The organism is Rhodococcus sp. P4_F5, assembly GCF_056401315.1.
The window spans coordinates 16,604-36,973 of the sequence record NZ_JBFUJP010000077.1 but is presented as its reverse complement, the minus strand read 5'-3'; the positions used below and the strand labels follow the sequence as shown (position 1 = coordinate 36,973).

18 protein-coding genes and 1 pseudogene are annotated in these 20,370 nt (G+C 70.2%); 11 read left to right on the top strand and 8 right to left on the bottom strand.

Annotated features, from left to right (window positions below):
• Positions 1-209 (top strand): GNAT family N-acetyltransferase (locus tag AC1DU4_RS22385; RefSeq protein ID WP_477843585.1); only part of this gene is annotated, 209 nt, incomplete at its 5' end.
• Between the two features lie 16 nt (positions 210-225).
• On the opposite strand, the gene AC1DU4_RS22380 is transcribed toward AC1DU4_RS22385, so the two are convergent.
• Together AC1DU4_RS22380 and AC1DU4_RS22375 are read right to left on the bottom strand one after the other, a co-directional pair.
• A complete protein-coding gene (locus tag AC1DU4_RS22380) occupies positions 226-1,419 on the bottom strand; it encodes an IS110 family RNA-guided transposase (RefSeq protein WP_477843583.1) in 1,194 nt (397 codons plus the stop codon).
• A 434-nt stretch (positions 1,420-1,853) separates the two neighbouring features.
• A complete protein-coding gene (locus AC1DU4_RS22375; RefSeq protein WP_072845591.1) occupies positions 1,854-2,543 on the bottom strand; it encodes an MBL fold metallo-hydrolase in 690 nt (229 codons plus the stop codon).
• Positions 2,544-2,679: 136 nt separating this feature from the next.
• Here AC1DU4_RS22375 and uvrA point away from each other — a divergent pair, with 136 nt between their 5' ends.
• Entirely contained in the window at positions 2,680-5,616 is a 2,937-nt protein-coding gene (gene uvrA / locus AC1DU4_RS22370) for an excinuclease ABC subunit UvrA (protein ID WP_477843581.1), read from the top strand.
• Positions 5,617-6,132: 516 nt separating this feature from the next.
• Here uvrA and AC1DU4_RS22365 read toward each other — a convergent pair.
• From AC1DU4_RS22365 to AC1DU4_RS22355, 3 genes are all read right to left on the bottom strand, one after another.
• On the bottom strand, positions 6,133-6,846 hold the full coding sequence (locus AC1DU4_RS22365) for an alpha/beta fold hydrolase (RefSeq protein WP_072845589.1): 714 nt from the start codon (positions 6,844-6,846) through the stop codon (positions 6,133-6,135).
• A gap of 58 nt (positions 6,847-6,904) precedes the next feature.
• Complete coding sequence (locus AC1DU4_RS22360; RefSeq protein ID WP_477843579.1) at positions 6,905-7,324, bottom strand: DUF1801 domain-containing protein; 420 nt, start codon at positions 7,322-7,324, stop codon at positions 6,905-6,907.
• 81 nt (positions 7,325-7,405) lie between these two features.
• Positions 7,406-7,750 carry a DUF1844 domain-containing protein gene (locus AC1DU4_RS22355; RefSeq protein WP_072845587.1) on the bottom strand — a complete coding sequence of 115 codons (345 nt, stop codon included), beginning with the start codon at positions 7,748-7,750 and terminating at the stop codon, positions 7,406-7,408.
• A gap of 338 nt (positions 7,751-8,088) precedes the next feature.
• Between AC1DU4_RS22355 and infC the strand changes: the two genes are divergently transcribed.
• From infC to pheT, 6 genes and pseudogenes are all read left to right on the top strand, one after another.
• Positions 8,089-8,763, top strand: a complete 675-nt coding sequence (infC, locus tag AC1DU4_RS22350; RefSeq protein WP_477843587.1) for a translation initiation factor IF-3 — start codon at positions 8,089-8,091, stop codon at positions 8,761-8,763.
• A 65-nt stretch (positions 8,764-8,828) separates the two neighbouring features.
• Complete coding sequence (rpmI, locus tag AC1DU4_RS22345) at positions 8,829-9,023, top strand: 50S ribosomal protein L35 (RefSeq protein ID WP_072845585.1); 195 nt, start codon at positions 8,829-8,831, stop codon at positions 9,021-9,023.
• A gap of 67 nt (positions 9,024-9,090) precedes the next feature.
• Complete coding sequence (rplT, locus tag AC1DU4_RS22340; RefSeq protein WP_477843576.1) at positions 9,091-9,480, top strand: 50S ribosomal protein L20; 390 nt, start codon at positions 9,091-9,093, stop codon at positions 9,478-9,480.
• 23 nt (positions 9,481-9,503) lie between these two features.
• Positions 9,504-10,316 carry a TrmH family RNA methyltransferase gene (locus AC1DU4_RS22335; RefSeq protein WP_477843574.1) on the top strand — a complete coding sequence of 271 codons (813 nt, stop codon included), beginning with the start codon at positions 9,504-9,506 and terminating at the stop codon, positions 10,314-10,316.
• Positions 10,317-10,367: 51 nt separating this feature from the next.
• Positions 10,368-11,438 (top strand): phenylalanine--tRNA ligase subunit alpha, encoded by a 1,071-nt coding sequence (pheS, locus tag AC1DU4_RS22330; RefSeq protein ID WP_477843572.1) that lies wholly within the window; start codon positions 10,368-10,370, stop codon positions 11,436-11,438.
• A gap of 28 nt (positions 11,439-11,466) precedes the next feature.
• Positions 11,467-13,947, top strand: a pseudogene (pheT, locus tag AC1DU4_RS22325) (phenylalanine--tRNA ligase subunit beta); the annotation flags it as partial.
• Positions 13,948-14,418: 471 nt separating this feature from the next.
• Here the strand turns inward: pheT and AC1DU4_RS22320 are convergent.
• Positions 14,419-15,312 carry a CHRD domain-containing protein gene (locus tag AC1DU4_RS22320; protein WP_477843570.1) on the bottom strand — a complete coding sequence of 298 codons (894 nt, stop codon included), beginning with the start codon at positions 15,310-15,312 and terminating at the stop codon, positions 14,419-14,421.
• A 157-nt stretch (positions 15,313-15,469) separates the two neighbouring features.
• On the opposite strand from AC1DU4_RS22320, the gene AC1DU4_RS22315 reads away from it, so the two are divergent.
• Positions 15,470-15,637, top strand: coding sequence for a hypothetical protein (locus tag AC1DU4_RS22315; RefSeq protein WP_477843569.1), 168 nt, complete (start codon positions 15,470-15,472; stop codon positions 15,635-15,637).
• Positions 15,638-15,667: 30 nt separating this feature from the next.
• Here AC1DU4_RS22315 and AC1DU4_RS22310 read toward each other — a convergent pair whose 3' ends face one another.
• Positions 15,668-17,332, bottom strand: a complete 1,665-nt coding sequence (locus AC1DU4_RS22310) for an acyl-CoA dehydrogenase family protein (RefSeq protein ID WP_477843567.1) — start codon at positions 17,330-17,332, stop codon at positions 15,668-15,670.
• A 34-nt stretch (positions 17,333-17,366) separates the two neighbouring features.
• On the bottom strand, positions 17,367-18,023 hold the full coding sequence (locus tag AC1DU4_RS22305) for a TetR/AcrR family transcriptional regulator (RefSeq protein ID WP_477843565.1): 657 nt from the start codon (positions 18,021-18,023) through the stop codon (positions 17,367-17,369).
• Between the two features lie 125 nt (positions 18,024-18,148).
• Here AC1DU4_RS22305 and AC1DU4_RS22300 point away from each other — a divergent pair, with 125 nt between their 5' ends.
• Both AC1DU4_RS22300 and AC1DU4_RS22295 read left to right on the top strand, forming a co-directional pair.
• Entirely contained in the window at positions 18,149-19,672 is a 1,524-nt protein-coding gene (locus AC1DU4_RS22300; protein ID WP_477843563.1) for a class I adenylate-forming enzyme family protein, read from the top strand.
• 159 nt (positions 19,673-19,831) lie between these two features.
• Positions 19,832-20,320 (top strand): DUF420 domain-containing protein, encoded by a 489-nt coding sequence (locus tag AC1DU4_RS22295; protein ID WP_477843561.1) that lies wholly within the window; start codon positions 19,832-19,834, stop codon positions 20,318-20,320.
• Positions 20,321-20,370: the final 50 nt, after the last annotated feature.

Below are 20,370 nucleotides of genomic sequence, written 5' to 3'. Positions count from 1 at the left end.
CGGACATGCAGGGCCGGGGCCGGGGCGGTCGCCTGCTCGAGTTGGTGGAAGAGCGACTACCTGAGCAGGTCGCCGATCTGCAGTTGTTCACGGGTGAGCACAGTCTCGGAAATCTGCGGCTTTACTCCCGATTCGGATATCAGGAAACGCACCGCACTCCGACTCCGGGTGGCTATGCGCTGGTCCACCTGACGAAACGAGTGCGTTAGCAGCCTGCCGCTGTGGTCACGCCGCTTCTGCGACTGGTGGCCGGTAGAGGGTCTTGCTCTTGAGCATGGCGTGCAGGACGTCGCAGCGTCGTCGGGCGAGGCAGATCAGGGCGGCGTTGTGTTTCTTACCTTCGGCGCGTTTGCGGTCGTAGTAGGCGCGGCTGGTCGGGTCGTGCAGGGCCGCGAACGCGGACAGGAACATCGCGCGTTTGAGTTTCCGGTTGCCCGAACGTGCGGGGTGTTCGCCGCGGATCGAGGAACCGGACCGGTGCGTGACCGGCGCGATCCCGGCGTAGGCGGCGAGATGCCCGGAGGACGCGAACGCCGAACCGTCGCCGACCTCGAGCAGGATGCGCGCTGCGGTCCTGACGCCGACACCGGGCATCGACATCAGGACCTGGGAAAGAGGGTGGTCATCGAGCATCCTCTCGACATCCTCGGCGACGCTCTGTCGTTGCAGCAGAATCTGTTTCAACGAGTCTGCGAGCTTGGGCAGGACAATCTCGGCTGCGTTGCTGCCGGGCACGGTCACCGTCTGCCCGTCAAGGGCGGTGAGGATCTCCGCGGCCAGCCGGGCACCCATGCGGGGTGCATGTTTGACCGCGAGGGTGGTGAGCCGGCGCCTACCGGCCTGCCGGATCCCGATGGGTCCGCCGCACCGCGACAGGATCTCCAGCACTGCCGGATGCGCCACTCGAGGACCGAGGACCCGTTCGAGGGCGGGATGGATTCCGGTGAGCAGCCCGCGGATGCGGTTGCTGATGCGGGTGCCTTCGCCGGCGAGGTCGTCGTCGAATCCGACGAGAACCCCGAGTTCGGCAAGTGCCTCGTCGTCGGTGTCCACCCGGCGCAGCGTGTGGGGCATCGTCCGGGCTGTGTCGGCAATGATGAACGCGTCCCGCGCGTCGGTCTTGGCCTGTCCGGGGTAGAGGTCGGCGATGCGACGCATCGACAGCCCCGGCAGGTAGGCCACGTCGTGACCGCAGGCACGGGCGACGCTGACCGGCAGAGCGCCGATCGTGTTCGGCTGATCGACGATCACCAACACTGGGCCGCGGGTGGCCAAGTTGTCGAACACAGCCCTCAGCTTGGTCTCGTCGTTCGGCAGTGCCTTGTCGAACAGTCGGGTCCCGGAGGGATCCAGTCCGACGGCGTGGTGTTCGCCTTTGCCCACGTCGATGCCGCAAAACACGGCGTAACTCGTGTCCATTCAGCAGTCCTTCGTCCGGCCGATCCGGTCGCCGATCCAGCATCGATACCCGACACCCACGTTACGAGGAGACCTACCTCAGATCCGGTGGCCCTTGTCCCTATCAGCGGTCCATCGACGCCACCAGGTCCGGCGACACCACCCCCCGGATCATTTGAGCGACAGGGGCAAGAAGTCATACCGAACTTGGCGACCGCGGCCCCGCAGCTCGGGACCGCCTAAACGGTAACGGGGGAAGTCCTGATGGTCATCAGCCGCGTTCGGCGACGCGGGTGTGAGGACTGGCTCGCTCGGGGCAGGCATACGTTCAGCCCTTGCCCCGAGCGGGCCTGGCGACGGTGGCAGTCCCTGGCGCGGGGGCGCGGCCGGCGCTGGACGTCGGGCGGCGCTCACCGCGACAGCAGGCCGGATCTGTCGTCATTCCTCGCGAGAAGTCACCAGCCGCGCTCCTGCCACTCTGCGAGGAAGGGCCGCTCGGCGCCGAGCGTGGTGTCCTTGCCGTGACCCGGGTAGACCGCGGTGTCGTCGGGGAAGCGTTCGAACAGCTTCGTGGTCACGTCGCGCAGCAGGGACGCGAACTGTTCCGGGTCGGCGGTCTTGCCGACGCCGCCCGGGAACAGGGAGTCGCCGGTGAACAGGTGCACCTGCCCGGACGCGGGGTCGGTCAGCGCGAGCGCGATCGAGCCCGGGGTGTGGCCGGCCAGGTGGATGACCTCCAGCGTGAGCCGGCCCACCTCGACGAGGTCGCCGTCGGTGACCGTGCGGTCCGGGGTGACCGGCAGCTTCTCGGCGTCGAGCGGGTGCGCGAGCGTCGGCACACCGGTGAGCTTGACCACGTCCGCGAGTGCCAGCCAGTGGTCGGGGTGCTGGTGGGTGGTGACGATCGACGCCAACGTCGGCGCGCCCGCCTCCAGCAGCAGCGCCAGCCGGTCGGCCTCGTTCGCCGCGTCGATGAGCAGGGACTTGCCCGTCTCGGAACACACCACCAGGTAGGAGTTGTTGTCCATCGGGCCGACCGAGATCTTGGTGATCGTGGCGCCGGCAATGGTGCGGCGTTGCGGGGCGGACCCCTGCTTCAGCTCGCCGGTGTAGTGGTCGTCGATTGTCATCTGCTGCCCGTCCATTACTGGGACGCTACCGTCGAATGGGGGCTCGTGACGGGTTGGACGCAGTCGTGTCCACCGAACGTGTCGGAGCCCCGACATACCATGTGCTGCGTCCGGGGACGTTTCCCCGAGAACAGCCGAGAAGGGACAATCAGTGGCGGACCGCCTGATCGTGCGCGGAGCGCGTGAGCACAACCTGCGGGGCATCGACATCGATCTGCCGCGGGACAGCCTCATCGTCTTCACCGGGTTGTCCGGTTCAGGAAAGTCCTCGCTCGCGTTCGACACCATCTTCGCCGAGGGCCAGCGCCGCTACGTCGAGTCCCTCTCGGCCTACGCGCGCCAGTTCCTCGGCCAGATGGACAAGCCCGACGTCGACTTCATCGAGGGACTCTCGCCCGCGGTGTCCATCGACCAGAAGTCGACCAACCGCAATCCGCGCTCGACCGTCGGCACCATCACCGAGGTGTACGACTACCTGCGTCTGCTCTACGCCCGCGCCGGCACGCCGCACTGCCCGGTCTGCGGCGAGCAGATCGCGAAGCAGAGCCCGCAGCAGATCGTCGACCAGGTCCTCGCGATGGAGGAGGGCACCCGTTTCCAGGTGCTCGCGCCCGTGGTGCGCACCCGCAAGGGCGAGTTCGTCGACCTGTTCGAGCAGCTCAACTCCCAGGGCTACGCCCGGGTGCGGGTGGACGGGGTGGTCCACCAGCTCACCGACCCCCCGACGCTGAAGAAGCAGGAGAAGCACGACATTGAGGTCGTGATCGACCGGCTGACGGTGAAGGCGAGTTCGAAGCAGCGCCTCACCGACTCGGTGGAGACCGCGCTGCGGCTCGCCGACGGCATCGTGGTCCTCGACTTCGTCGACCGGGAGGAGTCCGCGGCCGACCGGGAGCGCCGCTTCTCCGAGTCGCTGGCCTGCCCCAACGGGCACGCCCTGTCCATCGACGACCTCGAGCCGCGGGCGTTCTCGTTCAACTCGCCGTACGGCGCCTGCCCGGAGTGCACCGGACTCGGGATCCGCAAGGAGGTCGACCCCGACCTGGTGGTGCCGGACCCGGAGCTGAGCCTCGCGGACGGCGCCATCGCCCCCTGGTCGATGGGGCAGACCGCCGAGTACTTCGGCCGCCTCCTCTCCGGCCTCGCCGACATCATGGGCTTCGACATGGCGACGCCCTGGCAGAAGCTGCCGGCCAAGGTGCGCAAGGCGGTGCTCGAGGGCAGCGCCGACCAGGTCCACGTCAAGTACAAGAACCGGTACGGGCGCACCCGCTCCTACTACGCCGAGTTCGAGGGCGTCATGCCGTTCCTGCACCGTCGGCTCGAGCAGACCGAGTCGGAGCAGATGAAGGAACGCTACGACGGGTACATGCGCGACGTGCCCTGCCCGGCCTGCAACGGCGCCCGCCTGCGCCCCGAGATCCTCTCGGTGACGATCTCGGCCGGCACGCACGGCAAGAAGTCGATCGCCGAGGTGGCAGAGCTGTCCATCGCGGACTGCGCCCGGTTCCTGAACAGCCTGACCCTCGGCAGCCGCGAGGAGGCGATCGCGGGTCAGGTGCTCAAGGAGGTGCAGGCCCGGCTCGGCTTCCTGCTCGACGTCGGCCTCGAGTACCTCTCGCTCTCCCGGGCGGCCGGCACGCTCTCCGGCGGCGAGGCGCAGCGGATCCGGCTGGCCACCCAGATCGGGTCCGGCCTCGTCGGCGTCCTGTACGTGCTCGACGAGCCGTCCATCGGGCTGCACCAGCGCGACAACCGGCGGCTCATCGAGACGCTGACCCGGCTGCGCGACCTGGGCAACACCCTCATCGTCGTCGAGCACGACGAGGACACCATCCGTACCTCCGACTGGGTGGTGGACATCGGTCCGCTCGCCGGTGAGCACGGCGGCAAGGTGGTCCACAGCGGCCCCTACCAGGAACTGCTCACCTGCGAGGAGTCCCTGACGGGGGCCTACCTGTCCGGCCGCGCGTCGATTCCCGTCCCGGCGGTTCGCCGGACGGTGGACAAGAAGCGCCAGGTCACCGTGGTCGGGGCCAAGGAGAACAACCTCGCCGGCATCGACGTGAGCTTCCCGCTGGGTGTGCTCACCTCGGTCACCGGTGTGTCCGGTTCCGGCAAGTCCACGCTGGTCAACGACATCCTCGCGACGGTGATGGCGAACAAGCTGAACGGGGCGCGTCAGGTGCCCGGCCGGCACACCCGGATCAACGGGCTCGACCAGCTCGACAAGCTGGTGCAGGTGGACCAGTCGCCGATCGGTCGCACGCCGCGGTCCAACGCCGCCACGTACACCGGGGTGTTCGACAAGATCCGCACCCTGTTCGCGGCGACGACCGAGGCCAAGGTGCGCGGCTACCAGCCGGGACGGTTCTCGTTCAACGTCAAGGGCGGCCGGTGCGAGGCCTGCTCCGGCGACGGCACCCTCAAGATCGAGATGAACTTCCTGCCCGACGTGTACGTCCCGTGCGAGGTGTGCCACGGCGCCCGGTACAACCGGGAGACCCTCGAGGTGCACTACAAGGGCAAGACCATCGCCGAGGTGTTGGACATGTCGATCGAGGAGGCCGCCGGCTTCTTCGAGGCGATCACCTCCATCCACCGCTACCTCAAGACCCTGGTCGAGGTGGGCCTCGGCTACGTGCGGCTGGGCCAGCCGGCGCCGACGCTGTCCGGCGGCGAGGCTCAGCGCGTCAAGCTGGCGGCGGAGCTGCAGAAGCGGTCGACGGGCCGGACGGTCTACGTGCTCGACGAGCCGACGACGGGTCTGCACTTCGAGGACATCCGCAAGCTGCTCGGTGTGGTCAACGGGCTGGTGGACAAGGGCAACACGGTGATCGTGATCGAGCACAACCTCGACGTCATCAAGACCTCGGACTGGATCATCGACATGGGCCCGGAGGGCGGGTCCGGCGGCGGCACCGTCGTCGCGGAGGGCACGCCGGAGGTGATTGCGGCGGTGCCGGAGAGCTACACCGGTCGGTTCCTGCGTGAGGTGCTGGCCCAGTCAGTCGCCGAACCGAAGGCGGTCGTCAGTGGGACGGCCAAGCGCAAGCGGGCGCCTCGTAAGGCCGCCGCTGCCGTCTGACGTGAGGCGGGTGTGCCGGGTGGTGGCATCCGGACAGGCCCGACGACCGCACGCTGCGACGGCAGCGCAAAGGAGGGCCGGGTCGCTGGTGCGACCCGGCCCTCCTCGTTGCTCGCGCTGAGATCAGGCGCCGGTGGTTCCGCCGTCGCCGAGGTCGCCCATCGAGGAGCCGCCGCTGAGCAGTGAGTTGACGATGTTCGCGAGGCTGCCGAACAGGCTGTCGATGTCGCCGGGTGCAGGCATGTGAATCTCCTTGTGTCGAGTGTTCTGGCAAACCGGGGCCGCGGGCGGCCCCGGCAGGATGTTGATCCCCCGATTGCAGTGCGACCCCCGCCGAGACCGCCCGCCCTTGCTGCATCGCAGGTGGCCGGATCCGGTGTGTTGCCAATCACTGCAGTCGGGACCTTTGTACACGAGCGCGCGAGTCGAGCGTCCAGGAATCACGAATTGATCTCGAGCCCGCAACAGTGATGTGCCTCACATGCCTGCGGGCGGCGGTGTTTCCGGCGCGACAGCTCAGCGAGCAGCCGCGGAATGGATCGCGGCAGCGAGCTCGACGGGGCGCGACCACATCGGCCAGTGGCCGGTCGGCAGGTCGACGTAGTCGGCGGGTAGCTTCGTCAGCTCGGCGGCCATCGGATGACCCGACGCCGCCAACTGCGCGACCGCCTCGGCCGGGAAGCTGCTGCTGATCACCGTGGTGGGAATCCGCAGCCGTGCCGGGTCCGTCAACTGCATGCGATCGCGGGCGGGGCCGGCCGGTTGCGGCACCGCGCGCCGGCGGAACCGGGCCAGCGCGTCGTCGTCGAGGCCCTCGAGACTGTTGCCCTCGGCCTCGAGGCCCGCCCAGTCGGGGAGCGGTATCTCCGTCGTCGACCGGGGGAGGTCGCCGAGCAGCGCATGTCCGTCGGCGACCGGCCCGCTGTCGACGTAGACGACCCGGGCGAACAGGCCCGGGTCCAGGTCGGTGGCGGCGTACGCCGCAGCGCAGGCACCGCTGTGTGCCACCAGGACGGTGGCGTGTTCGTCGGCGGTGGTGTGGGCGGCCGCGACGATCGCCCGGGCGTGGTCGGCGAGGCTGATCGACGAGCGGTCGGTGTCGGGGGAGTCGAGTCCGGGCAGCGTCAGCGCGGTGCAGTCGTCGCCGAGGCGGGTCAGTTCGGCAGCGACGTCGTCCCACGCCCAGGCGCCGAGCCAGAATCCGGGAACCAGAAGAATGTGTACAGGCACGTCTCCAGCCTGCTTCAGGATTCCCGGCGACGCATCTCCAGGGTGGGGTTCGGCCGGTTCAGGGCTGCGACTCCAACGCGCGGGCCGCGGCGACCGACGCCTCGATCAGCGCGCCGAGGACGGTCTCGTCGACGTCGGCGAGGCGCTTGACGTACAGGCAGCTCTTGCCGAGCTTGTGTTTGCCGAGTCGGTCGAACGTCGCGGCGAACTCGTCGTGGTCGAGCGACAGGTACAGGGTCAGCGCCGCGGCCCGGGGGGAGAACCCGATCAGCGCGGTGTCGCCCTCGTGTCCGCTCGCGTAGCGGTAGTGCCTGCTGCCGAAGCCGACGATGCTCGAGCCCCACAGCACCGGCGGTTCGCCGGTGGCGGCTCGCATCAGCTCGACCAGTCGTTCACTGTCCACGCGCTTGGCCGGGTCGGTGAGCGCGCCGAGGAACTCGTCGACGCTGGCATCGGTCGGGCCGGTCTTGGTCGCCATCGGGTCAGTATGGCCGGACGCCGTGGCGTCGGCACCCGGGCCGCGGCGGTCGGGCCGCCGCGGCCACGGGACGGTTCCGAGTCAGTTGACCGGTCCGGTGTACTTCTCGCCCGGGCCCTTGCCCGGCTCGTCCGGGTGCGACGACGCCTCGCGGAACGCGCGCTGCAGGGCCTGCAGCCCCTCGCGGATCGGGCCGGCATGCGGGCCCAGGTACTCCACCGACGCGGTGACCAGGCCCGCGAGGGCGGTGATCACCCGGCGGGCCTCGTCCAGGTCGAGGTGGTCACTCTCGTCGGGGTTGGGGTCGCCGAGCCCGAGCTTCTCTGCGGCGGAACTCATCAACATCACTGCGGCGCGGCTGATGACCTCGACCGCCGGAACGTCGGCGAGCTCTCGAACGTCGTCCGTGTGGGCATCCTCTGTCATGCCTGCTAGACTTCCATACACGACCGCCCCCGACGATGTTGGGGGCAGCAAGTGGAGTCCGACTCCCACCGTTTCTCGGCGCATCAAAACCGCTGGTAGACGGTCCCGGTCGCCGGTTCTGGTGATGCATGGACGAGCAGTTGATGCTCCGAGGTCATCCGAGGGCCGGCTCCCTCTTTKTTGAGGGGATGTGTCGCGACGTGGTCGCGTCGACATCGTATCGGTCGGCATCGGACCCCGCATGGTGAATGTTCACCGTCGCGGGGTTCTTTTGTTGGGGAAACGGGCTACGGGCTGCCGGCGGTCAGGACGACCTGCCGCTCAACCTAGGAGGCCCCATCAGCACTGAGACCCGCATCAACGATCGCATCCGCGTACCCGAGGTCCGACTCGTCGGACCAGGCGGTGAGCAGGTCGGGATCGTGCGTGTTGAAGATGCACTCCGCTTGGCGCTCGAAGCCGATCTCGACCTCGTCGAGGTGGCGCCGGACGCCCGCCCGCCGGTGTGCAAGATCATGGACTACGGCAAGTTCAAGTACGAGAACGCGCAGAAGGCGCGCGAATCGCGCAAGAACCAGCAGCTGACCGTGATCAAGGAGCAGAAGCTCCGGCCGAAGATCGACGCCCACGACTACGAGACCAAGAAGCGCAACGTCGTTCGCTTCCTCGAGGCCGGGTCCAAGGTCAAGGTCACGATCATGTTCCGCGGACGTGAGCAGTCCCGCCCCGAGCTGGGATTCCGTCTGCTGCAGCGCCTGGGCGCGGATGTCGCGGATCTCGGCTTCGTCGAGACCTCTGCCAAGCAGGACGGCCGCAACATGACGATGGTCCTCGCCCCGCACAAGGGCGCGAAGACCCGCGTCAAGGCTCAGGAGAGCGCGCAGGCCCCCGCGGTCGTCGTCCCGAGGCCCGCCTCGGCGCCGGCCCCGGCTGCACCGGCACCGGCACCTGCGCCTGCGGAGCCCACCCCGGCTCCGACCGAGGGCTCTGCCCCGGAGACGCCGGCAAGCTAGCCGTCACCGGCCACCAGATCAGCACGACCGTACGCAGTATCGAAGAACACAGAACTGAGGACTCCATGCCCAAGATGAAGAGCCACAGCGGCACCTCGAAGCGATTCAAGGTGTCCGGCAGCGGGAAGATCCTGCGCCAGAAGGCCGGCCGTCGCCACCTGCTCGAGCACAAGGCCAGCAAGGTGACCCGTCGCCTCGACGGTGTTGCGGTTGTCGCCAAGGCGGACGTTCCCCGCATCAAGCGCCTGCTCGGCATCTGATCGTTGACCTGCACTATTTGACCAACCAGGGGCGCGCGTCGCGCCCCGAGATCGACAGGATTTCCCAGTGGCACGCGTAAAGAGGGCGGTCAACGCCCAGAAGAAGCGTCGTTCAATTCTCGAGGCCTCCAAGGGCTACCGTGGACAGCGCTCGCGCCTCTACACCAAGGCCAAGGAGCAGCAGCTCCACTCGCTCAGCTACGCGTACCGGGACCGCCGCGCGCGCAAGGGTGACTTCCGCAAGCTGTGGATCACGCGTATCAACGCTGCCGCCCGCGCGAACGACATGACCTACAACCGCTTCATCCAGGGCCTGGGTGCCGCGGGTGTCGAGGTCGACCGCAAGATCCTCGCCGAGCTGGCCGTCTCCGACGCCGAGGCGTTTGCCGGCCTGGTGGCCATCGCGAAGGCCGCACTGCYGGCCGACGTGAACGCCCCTGCCGGGGACGCAGCCTGAGCAAGTTGTTCCAGGAACGACCCGTGGACCCGTTCACCGAGCGGACGCCACGGGTCGTTTCTGCTGTCAAGCTGCTGCGCGGCGCCGAGCGCAGGAAGACCGGCCGGTTCCTCGCCGAGGGGTCCAACTCGGTGACCGAGGCGCTGGCCACCGGGCGGGTCCAGGAGCTGTTCGTCACCGAGGACGCGGCGAGCCGGTACGGCGACCTGTTGGCCGCCGCGGAGGCCGCGGGCGTCCGCACCTCGCCGATCACCGAGCGCGCGGCCCGCGCGCTCAGCGACACCGTCACGCCGCCCGGGCTCGTCGCGGTGTGCGGACTGCTCGACGTGCCGCTGGAAGTCGCCCTCGGGTCGAGTCCGCGGCTGCTGGCCGTGCCGGTGGCGGTGTCGGAGCCGGGCAACGCGGGCACCGTGATCCGGGTCGCGGACGCGGTCGGGGCGGACGCCGCGATCCTGGCCGGCGACAGCGTCGACCCGCACAACGGCAAGTGCGTGCGGTCGTCGGCGGGCAGCGTGTTCCACCTGCCGGTCGCCCGCGAGCGGGACGTGGACCTCGTGCTCGAACGGGTGGCAGCGGCCGGGGTGCAGATCCTGGCGACCGCCGCCGACGGCGAGGTGGACCTCGACGAGGCGGACGAGTTGTTGGCCCGCCCGACCGCGTGGCTGTTCGGCAACGAGGCGCACGGGCTCGACCCGGCGATCGCGGCCCGCGCGGACCACCGCGTCCGGATCCCCATCCGTGGCCGCGCCGAGAGCCTCAACCTGGCCACCGCCGCCGCCATCTGCCTGTACGCCAGCGCCCGGGTGCAGCACCGACCTGTCGGGCCCGCAACCTAGGATCGTTGCAACCCGCGACGCACTGACCATCGACGAGGAGATTCACAAGCCGTGGCAAAGAACGAGCCCGACAGTTCAGCGTCCATCGACGCCGACGCACTCACCGAGGCGGCGCTCGACGCGTCCGCCGCGCAGGCGGAGCAGGGGTTCGCCGCGGCCGCGGATCTCGATGCCCTGGCCAAGGCCAAGATCGAGTTCCTCGGCGACAAGGCGCCGCTCTCGCTGGTCCGGCGGGCGCTCGGTGCGCTGCCCGGCAAGGAGAAGGCCGACGCGGGCAAGCGCGTCAACGCCGCCCGTACCCGCGCCACGGCCGCGTACGACGCGCGCCGCGAGGTGCTGCTGGCCGAGCGCGACGCCGCCGTCCTCGTCGCGGAGGCGATCGACGTGACGCTGCCGGCCGGTCGCCGGCCGGTGGGCGCCCGGCACCCGATCACGATCATCTCCGAGCAGGTCTCGGACGTGTTCGTCGCGATGGGCTGGGAGGTGGCGGAGGGTCCCGAGGTCGAGACCGAGCACTTCAACTTCGACGCGCTGAACTTCCTGCCGGACCACCCGGCCCGCACCATGCAGGACACCTTCCACGTCGCGCCCGAGGGCTCGCGTCAGGTGCTGCGCACCCACACCTCCCCGGTGCAGGTCCGCACGATGCTCTCGCGCGAGGTGCCGATCTACGTGGTGTGCCCGGGGCGGACCTTCCGGACCGACGAACTCGACGCCACACACACCCCGGTCTTCTCCCAGGTGGAGGGCCTGGCCGTGGACAAGGGTCTGACCATGGCGCACCTGCGTGGCACCCTCGACGCCTTCGCGCGGGCCCTGTTCGGGCCCGAGACCCGGACCCGGATGCGGCCCAACTACTTCCCGTTCACCGAGCCGTCCGCCGAGGTGGACGTGTGGTTCCCCGGCAAGAAGGGCGGCGCCGGCTGGGTGGAGTGGGGCGGCTGCGGCATGGTCAACCCGAAGGTGCTGCGCGCCAGCGGAATCGACCCCGAGGAGTACTCGGGCTTCGCGTTCGGCATGGGCCTCGAGCGCACCCTGCAGTTCCGCAACGGCATCCCGGACATGCGCGACATCGTCGAGGGCGACGTGCGATTCACGCTGCCCTTCGGTGTCCAGGCCTGATCGACGAGAACGAGAGAGCTGAGTAGACGTGCGAGTAGCGCAATCGTGGCTGACCGAGATCCTGCAGCGGGCGACCCCCGGCTGGGAGGTGACGGCCGAGGAGTTGGACGCCGGCTTCGTCCGCGTCGGCCTCGAGGTCGAGGAGGTCGACGTCCTGCACAAGGTGCCCGGGCCGCTGGTGGTCGGCCGGGTCACCTCGATCACCGAACTCACCGAGTTCAAGAAGCCGATCCGGATGTGCCAGGTGGACGTCGGCGAGGCCGAGGACCGCGGAATCGTCTGCGGCGCCCGTAACTTCGCCGAGGGCGACCTGATCGTCGCGGCCCTGCCCGGCGCCGTGCTGCCCGGCGACTTCAAGATCGCCGCTCGCAAGACTTACGGCCAGGTGTCGGACGGCATGATCTGCTCGGTCGCCGAGCTGGGCATCGGCAAGGACCACTCCGGCATCCTGGTGCTCGAGCCCGGGACCGCGGAGCCCGGCACCGACGCCAACGAGCTGCTCGGCCTCGGTGACACGATCATCGAACTGAACATCACCCCCGACCGCGGCTACTGCTTCTCGCTGCGCGGGCTGACCCGCGAGCTGGCCTGCGGCTTCGACCTGGAGTTCGCGGACCCGGCGGTGCTGGTGCCGCACGAGGCGTCGGGCGAGGCCTGGCCGCTGCGGGTGGAGCCGGAGTCCGGTTCGCCGCGCTTCGCGCTGCGCCGCGTCACCGGTGTGAACCCGTCGGCCGTCACCCCGTGGTGGATGCAGCGCCGACTGCTGCTCTCCGGTGTCCGGCCGATCTCCCCGGCCGTCGACGTCACCAACTACGTGATGCTCGAGCTGGGCCACCCGCTGCACGCCTTCGACGCCGCCAAGCTCGACGGCACGCTCGTGGTCCGCCGGGCCGAGGCGGACGAGAAGCTGACCACCCTCGACGGCGTGGAGCGGACGCTCGACGCGGAGGACGTGGTGATCTGCGACGACACCGGGGCGATCTCGCTGGCCGGCGTCATGGGCGGCGCCAGCACCGAGGTCGGCGCGGACACCACCGACGTGCTGCTCGAGGCCGCGATCTGGAGCCCGCTCGCGGTGTTCAAGACCTCCCGCCGGCACAAGCTGATCAGCGAGGCCAGCAAGCGCTACGAGCGTGTGGTGGACCCCGCGCTCTCGGCCGCCGCACTGGACCGGGCCGCCGGGCTGCTCGCCGAGATCGCGGACGGCCAGGTCGAGCCGGTGCTCACCGACGTCGGCGCGGTGCCGGCGGCGGACGCCATCCGGATGGACATCGACCTGCCCGACCGGGTCGCGGGCGTCGCGTACCCGAACGGGACCGCCGCGCGCCGCCTCACCCAGGTCGGCTGCGGCGTGGACGTGGCCGTCAGCGACGCGGGCCACGGCCAGCTCGTCGTCAGCCCGCCCTCCTGGCGTCCGGACCTCACCGGCCCCGCGGACCTGGTCGAGGAGGTGCTGCGACTCGAGGGGCTCGAGCAGATCCCGTCGGTGCTGCCCGCGGCCCCGGCCGGCCGCGGACTGACCGCCGAGCAGCGTCGCCGCCGCGCGGTCGGCAAGGCGCTCGCCTTCGACGGCTACGCCGAGGTGCTGCCGACGGTGTTCCTGCCCACCGGGGTGTTCGACACCTGGGGTCTGGACGCCGACGACCCGCGCCGCAACACCAGCCGGGTGCTCAACCCGCTCGAGTCGGACCGCCCCGAACTGGCCAGCACGCTGCTGCCGGGGCTGCTGGAGATCTTGTCCCGCAACACTTCCCGTGGTCAGCGCGACCTCGCGCTGTTCGGCATCGCGCAGGTGGTCCAGCCCGGTCCGGACACCAAGCCGGTCGCGGTGCTGCCGGTGGACCGTCGGCCCACCGACGACCAGATCGCGGATCTGCTGCGGTCGCTGCCGGCCCAGCCTGTGCACGTGGCTGCGGTGCTGACCGGGCACCGCGACCCGAGCGGACCGTGGGGCCCGGGCCGCGTTGCCGACGCCACCGACGCATTCGCGGCCGCGGAGACGATCGCGGCCACCGCCGGGGTGGTGCTCGAGCGGCGCGCCGCCCAGTACCTGCCGTGGCATCCGGGCCGGTGCGCCGAGCTGTTGGTCGACGGGGTGGTGGTCGGTCACGCCGGCGAGCTGCACCCGGCGGTGCTCGAGCGGGCCGGGCTGCCGGCGCGGACCTGCGCCGTGGAGCTGAACCTCACCGCGCTGCCGATCGTCGAGGTGCTGCCCGCGCCGCGGGTCTCGCCGTTCCCGGCAGTGCTGCAGGACGTGGCGGTGGTGGTCGAGACCTCGGTGCCCGCGGCCGCGGTGGAGTCGGCGCTGCGCGCCGGCGGCGGCGAGCTGCTCGAGGACGTCCGCCTCTTCGACGTGTTCGAGGGCGAACAGGTCGGCGCGGGCCGCAAGTCGCTGGCGTTCGCGCTGCGGGTGCGGGCCACCGATCGCACCCTCACCGAGGACGAGGCCAGCGCGGTCCGCGACGCCGCGGTCGCCGCGGCCTCCGCCGCGGTGGGTGCCCAGCTGCGGGGGGAGCAGGAGACCTCGTGCTCGCCCGCCGATCTCTTTCGGCGGCATAGGGTTGGGGAACCCGCGGAAGAGGAGTGTGGCGTGATGAGCGAATCCCCGAAGGACCCCGCAGCGGAACCGCTGCCGGTGCTGGACGCGGAGGTCGTGCCCGACCCGCCGGCGGCGGAGACGCCCGCGCCGGCGGCTTCCGAGCCCGCGGCATCTGAGGCCGGGGCGTCCGAGGCTCCGCCGCCCGCAACCCTGACCGCCGCCCCGATCGCGGTGCCCGCGTCCGACTACACCGACGCCGGGGTGCCGACCTTCGACGCCGTGCGCGAGAAGATCGAGTCGATCGCCGGCCGTGCGATGGGCGCGCGGGAGCTCGACGCGGGCACCCCGGCGGGCCGCAGCCTCGACGAACAGTGGGAAGACCGGCAGAAGGCGGCCCGGAGCAAGCTGGACGAGATCCGCAAGTCGATGGACAGCTGACCCCTACCCGGCGACGTCGCCACACAGGATCGGCGCGAACAGCAGTGTGGGGGAGTTGTTTTCGAGGATCTGGCTCATCGGACCCAGGTGCACGTTGACGTACCAGCCGGTGTCCGGCGGGGGCGAGTCGACGTTGTCGACGGTGGTCGTCAGGGAGGCGTTGCCGGAGCCGTCGGCGGTCAGGTCCGGCAGTGGGTACATCACCGCGCCCTGGGCAAGGCAGGACCCGGAGTGGATGTGCACGGCATGGCCGGTGTCCGGGGGCAGCCCGGTGGCCGTCACCTGGACGCGCAGGGTGCGGGCGGTCGCGTCGTACGCGAGGTCCGTCCTGCCGCTCGGGGTCTTCCCGTTCTTCGGCGGGACCTGGACCTGCATGGACACCGGGCCGGGGGCGGGCGTGCCGGCCGGCAGGTCGGCACAGGCGACCGGGGTGAAGCTGACGTCGGTGGGAGCGCCCAGCTGGGCGGCCGGCGCCAGGTGGATGTTGAGGTACGAGTCGGCGGGCAGTCCGTCCGGCACGGGCGCACTGACCACGGTCTGGTTGACGGCGCCGGCCGCGTCCGCGGCGATGTCGGGCAGGGGCACCGACGGCGGCTGACCCTGGTCGGCGCAGGTACCGGGGTGCAGGTGCATCGCGTGGCTGCTGTTCGGCGTGAACCCGTACATGTCGATCTGAGCGGTGACGAGTTGCGTCGCCGGGTCCCAGCTGAGCATGGCGGTGCCGACCGGCATCGGAGCGAGCGAGACCGGCGCGAGTTGGGGAGTCTGCGCGCCGGGACTCCCGGACGCCGCACTCGGGGGCGAGGACGAGGTGGACTCGGAGCTCGGCGAGCTGGTGCAGCCGGCGAGAACCAGCACACCGATCGAGGCCAGGCATACTGCGGCACCACGAAGCATCGACGACCCCCAGAGCTGGGCGGGAAGAGCTGGCTCTCGATCGACGCTAGGCCCGCGATTCGGGCCGTGTCAACGCCACCGGGACGCGGTGAACACCGCGCTGCGCCGTCGCGCGGGGCGTAGCGTGAGCCCTCAGTCCACTCCGAGAGGTGCTGTGATGGAAATACTTGTCGCGTTCGCTTACGCCGTCGTGGTCGTCACGATCGCGGTGGTGCTGATCGGCGTCACGATGCTATTCATCGTGTCGATCAACGAGAACTTCGGGCAGCGCAAGCCGAAGGATTCCTTCGCCGACCTCGATCGCCGGTCCGGCTGGTCCGGCTGACGGGGGAGCCCGCCGACCGGACCGCTCGGCTCAGTGCCGGTCGAGAATCGTCGCGAAGTCGGTGCCGGCGGGCAGGCTGCCGTACTCGAGGTCGCGCTCGGGTCCGAGGCGGGCGGCGAGGAAGGCTTCTGCGACCGCGGTCGGGGCGGTGCGCAGGAGCAGGGAACCCTGCAGACCCAGCGCCATCGAGGCGGCGACGGCCCGTGCCCGCAGCTGCGCCTGGGCGGGGGGCAGGGTGGCCAGTTCGGCGAGCGAGCGTCGCATCGCGTCGTGGTGGGCGTCGAAGATCGTCGACGCGCCGCGGGCCAGCCCGAGCTCGGCGTCGAACGCCTGCACCGACTCCGGCTCGCGGGTCATGGCGCGCAGCACGTCGAGCGCGATGACGTTGCCCGAGCCCTCCCACACGGCCATCACCGGCTGCTCGCGGTAGCGCCGCGCCAGCGGGAACGCCTCGGTGTAGCCGTTGCCGCCGAGGCACTCGAGTGCCTCGTAGGCGTGGTGCGGACCCCTCTTGCAGATCCAGTACTTGCTGACCGCGGTGGCCAGGCGGCGGAATGCCTTCTCGGACTCCGACGCGTCGTCGTCGTGGGCGCGGGCCAGCCGCAGCGAGGTGGCCGTCGCCGCCTCCGACTCCAGCGCCAGGTCCGCGGCGACCGCGGTCATCGCCGGCTGGTCGATCAGCGTGGCGCCGAACGCGGCCCGGTTGCGGACGTGCCAGAGCGCCTCGGCCACGGACTGACGCATGCCGGCGGTGGAGCCGTACACGCAGTCCAGCCGGGTGCGGGCCACCATCTCGATGATGGTGCGCACGCCGCGGCCGGGCTCGCCGACCAGGTGGCCGACGGTGCCGTCGAGTTCGATTTCGGACGAGGCGTTGGACTTGTTGCCGAGCTTGTCCTTGAGCCGCTGGATCCGGAACACGTTGCGGGTGCCGTTCTCGAGCACACGGGGCACCAGGAAGCAGGAGAGCCCCTCGGCGCCGTCCTGCACGGTCTGGGCCAGGATCAGGAAGCCGTCGGACATCGGCGCCGAGCAGAACCACTTGTGGCCGTTGAGTACGTAGTCGCGCCCGCCGATCGAGGTCGCGGTGGTGGTGTTGGCGCGCACGTCCGAGCCGCCCTGCTTCTCGGTCATCGCCATTCCGAACAGCACACCGGGCTTGTCGCCGGGGGCGCGCAGCGCGCCGTCGTAGCCGCGTGCGTACAGCCGGGGCAGCCACACCTGCGCGAGTTCGGGCTGCAGTTCCAGCGCCGGCACCACCGAGTGGGTCATCGAGACCGGGCAGGAGTGTCCGGGCTCGATCTGGGCGAACATCATGAACGTCGCGGCGCGGGCCACGTTGGCGCCTGCGCGCGGCTCGGCCCAGGCGCTGGTGTGTGCGCCGTGCTCGACGGCGGCCGAGATGATGCGGTGGTACGCGGGGTGGTACTCGACCTCGTCGATGCGGTTGCCGTGCTTGTCGTGGCTGTGCAGGCGCGGGATCTCCGTGTTGGCGAGTTCCGCGTCGTGGATGAAGCTTTCGGTCCCGACCAGCGCCCCGACGTCGGTGAGGTGCGACTGCGCCCAGTCCGCGTCGTACCGGCGCACGCCCTCGACGAGCGGGATGTTCGAGGTGTACTCGTTGACGTCCACACGCGGCGGCGCCTGGTTGAAGACCTCGTGGGTGTGGTGTCCCTGCGCTACGACGTTGGTCATGGTGCGTCCCTTCGGGATTCGGTGGCGGGGTGGATCAGGCGGGGTGGCCGGGAGGGGTGGCCGTGGTTGAAACCGGCTCGGCGCCGACCGCGCGCAGGCAGAGTCCGAGGATGGCGTCGACGATGTCGGCGTCGGAGGATGCCTCCGTCGCCTCTGCCGGCACCGGGGACAGCCGGCCGGCGAGCGACTCGCTGATGGCGCCGATCAGGGCGGCGGCGGCGATGTCGACGTGCTGCGCGGGGAACTCGCCGGAGGCGATGCCGTCGTGCAGGATCGCCGTCGTCACCTCCACGTAGGAGCGGCGGTAGATCAGGCGTTCCTCGTCGACCCGTGGGTCGACCGGTTCGAACAGCAGCGACCAGGCCATCTGCCGGCCGCGGATGGCGCGCCAGGCGAAGGTGCGGACGACGGCCTGCAGTCGGTCGGTGGCGCTCTCGCATGCCTCGACGGCCTTGCGGACCTCGGCCAGTTCCTGGTCGGCGCCGCGTCGGAACACGGCGGCCAGCAGGTCGGCGCGACCGGCGAAGTGCGAGTACACCGACCCGACGCTCATGCCGCAGGCGTCGGYGATGGCCTTGACCGGTGCGGCCGCGAACCCGCCGGCGGCGATCAGCTTCTCGGAGGTGGCCAGCAGCAGTTCGCGGCGCTGTGCCTGCGCGGCCCGGGTCTTGTCGGTCGCTCGGTACGCCATCGGGCACCACCTTTCCCGAAACTATGAATCATGGTTCAATCCTTACGAGAGCTGACTGTAGAACGAATCGGCGCACACGGCAATCCCCGACCCGGAGACACCCCGGGACGTCCCAAGGAGAACTCATGAACCTGACGACGATGCTCGAGAGCACCTGCCGGAAATTCCCCGACAAGGAAGCGGTGGTGTACGGGGCCGAGCGCATCACCTACCGGGAACTGCTGGCCGCCTCCCGGCGCGCCGCCGAGGTATTCCGGGCCCGCGGCGTCGGCCGCGGCGACCGTGTTGCGGTGATGACCTTCAACACGCCCGGATTCGTGATCGCCGCGTTCGGCGCCTGGCGGGCCGGTGCGGCGGTCGTGCCGGTCAACCACAAGCTCGCGCCGCCGGAGGTCGAGTACCTGCTGCGGCACAGCGGGGCGACGGTGGGCGTCGCGTCGGCCGAGCTGCGACCGGTGGTGGAAGCTGGTGCGCCGCAGGTCGACTGGCTGTTCACCGAGGGTGGGTCGGACGTCGAACGGGACTTCGACGCGCTCGTCGACGTCGCCGACGAGTGGGACGGCGTCGAGCTGGACGAGACCGACATCGCCCAGGTGCTCTACACCTCGGGGACCACCAGCGCCCCCAAGGGCTGCCTGCACACCCATCGCTCGATCACCACCGTCGCGCCGTACATCGCGACCACCCTCAACCTCGACCGCGACGAGCGGGTGCTGATCGCGATGCCGATCTGGCACGCGGCCCCGCTCAACGTCTGGTTCGTCCCGACCATGTTCCTCGGCGGCACGGTCGTCCTGATGCGCGAGTACGCGCCGTTGCCCTTCCTCGAGATCATCGGCGCCGAGAAGATCACCGCCTTCTTCGGCGCCCCGATCGCCTACCTGGCGCCGCTGCAGGTGGCCCGGTCGGCCGGCATCGACCTGTCCGCCTACGACTTCTCGACCATGCGGCGGTGGACCTACGGCGGCGCCCCGATCGGCGCCGAGGTCGCACGGCAACTGCAGCTGGCGTACCGGTCCGAGGACTTCTACCAGGTGTACGGCATGAGCGAGATGGGTCCGACCGGCACCGCGCTGTACCCGCACGAGCAGATCGCGAAGGCCGGGTCGATCGGGCGCGGCGGCATGCCCGGGGTCGACCTGCGAGTGGTCCGCGCCGACGGCGTCGACGCCGGGCCGGGGGAGACCGGCGAGATCTGGCTCAGCGGGGACACCCGGATGCTCGGGTACCTGAACAACGACGAGGCCACCGCGGAGGTGTTCGAGGGTCGCTGGTACCGGACCGGCGACGTCGCCCGGCTGGACGAGGACGGCTACCTGTACATCGTCGACCGCACCAAGGACATCATCATCACCGGCGGCGAGAACGTCTACTCGCAGGAGGTGGAGGAGGCGATCCGGCCGCGCGAGGACGTCCTCGACGTGGYGGTGATCGGCCGGCCGCACCGCGAGTGGGGCGAGACCGTGGTCGCCGTCGTGGTGCCGGCGGCGGGGTGCGACCTCGAGCTCGAGGAACTGCGCGAGTACCTGTCCGGCAAGCTCGCCCGCTACAAGATCCCGCGGGAGCTGGTGCTGGTGGAGTCGTTGCCGCGCAACCCGTCCGGCAAGTTGACCAAGCACGTGGTGCGCGAGAGCGTGTTCGGCGGCTGACGCCCGCCGCACCCCGGATCGGCTCCTCGTCGGGAGCGTGTTAACGTCCGCGTGACGGTTTTACCGACACGGTGTCGGTAAAACCGTCGTCAACGCGCGAGAGCGGCATCGAGGGCGGTGCTGCCGGGCATCCGACGACGAAAAGGCACGGGCTCTGTGATGGACGACTTCAGCGGGATCGACGGGTTCTTCGGTACGAGGGCCTCTCTGATGATGGACCTGATGGTCCTCGTCATGGCGCTGGTGACCGTCGTCCTGGTGTGGAGCGTGTACCAGGTGAAGGTCCGGCGACGGTTCGGCCTGCATCGGCGGGTGCAGATCCCGCTGGGCCTCGGACTGCTGGTGGCCGTGGTGCTCTTCGAGTTGGACGTGCGCCTCAACGGCTGGGAGGAGCGCGCGGCCGGCGTGGTCGGGGGCGAGGCGTCCGGCGCGGTGTGGACGGCCCTGGCGATCCACCTGGTGTTCGCCGTATTCTCGGTGCTGTTGTGGCCGGTGGTGATCGTCCGCGCGGTGCGCAACTTCGGCAACCCGCCGCAGCCGGGTGGGCACTCCGCGTGGCATCGGCGGTGGGCCCCGGTGGCGGCGGTCGGCATGATCCTCACCGCCGTGACGAGCTGGGTGTTCTACGCGGTCGCCTTCGTGGGCTGAGGCGACTGGGACGGCCGGGGTGACTGCGCGTGCATGAGATTGCATCATGA

Coding starts and splice junctions, on each gene's coding strand:
- AC1DU4_RS22320 (WP_477843570.1), bottom strand. CDS start 15,312: ATGCTTCGTGGTGCCGCAGTATGCCTGGCCTCGATCGGTGTGCTGGTT.
- AC1DU4_RS22315 (WP_477843569.1), top strand. CDS start 15,470: ATGGAAATACTTGTCGCGTTCGCTTACGCCGTCGTGGTCGTCACGATC.
- AC1DU4_RS22375 (WP_072845591.1), bottom strand. CDS start 2,543: ATGGACGGGCAGCAGATGACAATCGACGACCACTACACCGGCGAGCTG.
- AC1DU4_RS22360 (WP_477843579.1), bottom strand. CDS start 7,324: ATGGCGACCAAGACCGGCCCGACCGATGCCAGCGTCGACGAGTTCCTC.
- AC1DU4_RS22295 (WP_477843561.1), top strand. CDS start 19,832: ATGGACGACTTCAGCGGGATCGACGGGTTCTTCGGTACGAGGGCCTCT.
- rpmI (WP_072845585.1), top strand. CDS start 8,829: ATGCCCAAGATGAAGAGCCACAGCGGCACCTCGAAGCGATTCAAGGTG.
- AC1DU4_RS22310 (WP_477843567.1), bottom strand. CDS start 17,332: ATGACCAACGTCGTAGCGCAGGGACACCACACCCACGAGGTCTTCAAC.
- AC1DU4_RS22380 (WP_477843583.1), bottom strand. CDS start 1,419: ATGGACACGAGTTACGCCGTGTTTTGCGGCATCGACGTGGGCAAAGGC.
- AC1DU4_RS22355 (WP_072845587.1), bottom strand. CDS start 7,750: ATGACAGAGGATGCCCACACGGACGACGTTCGAGAGCTCGCCGACGTT.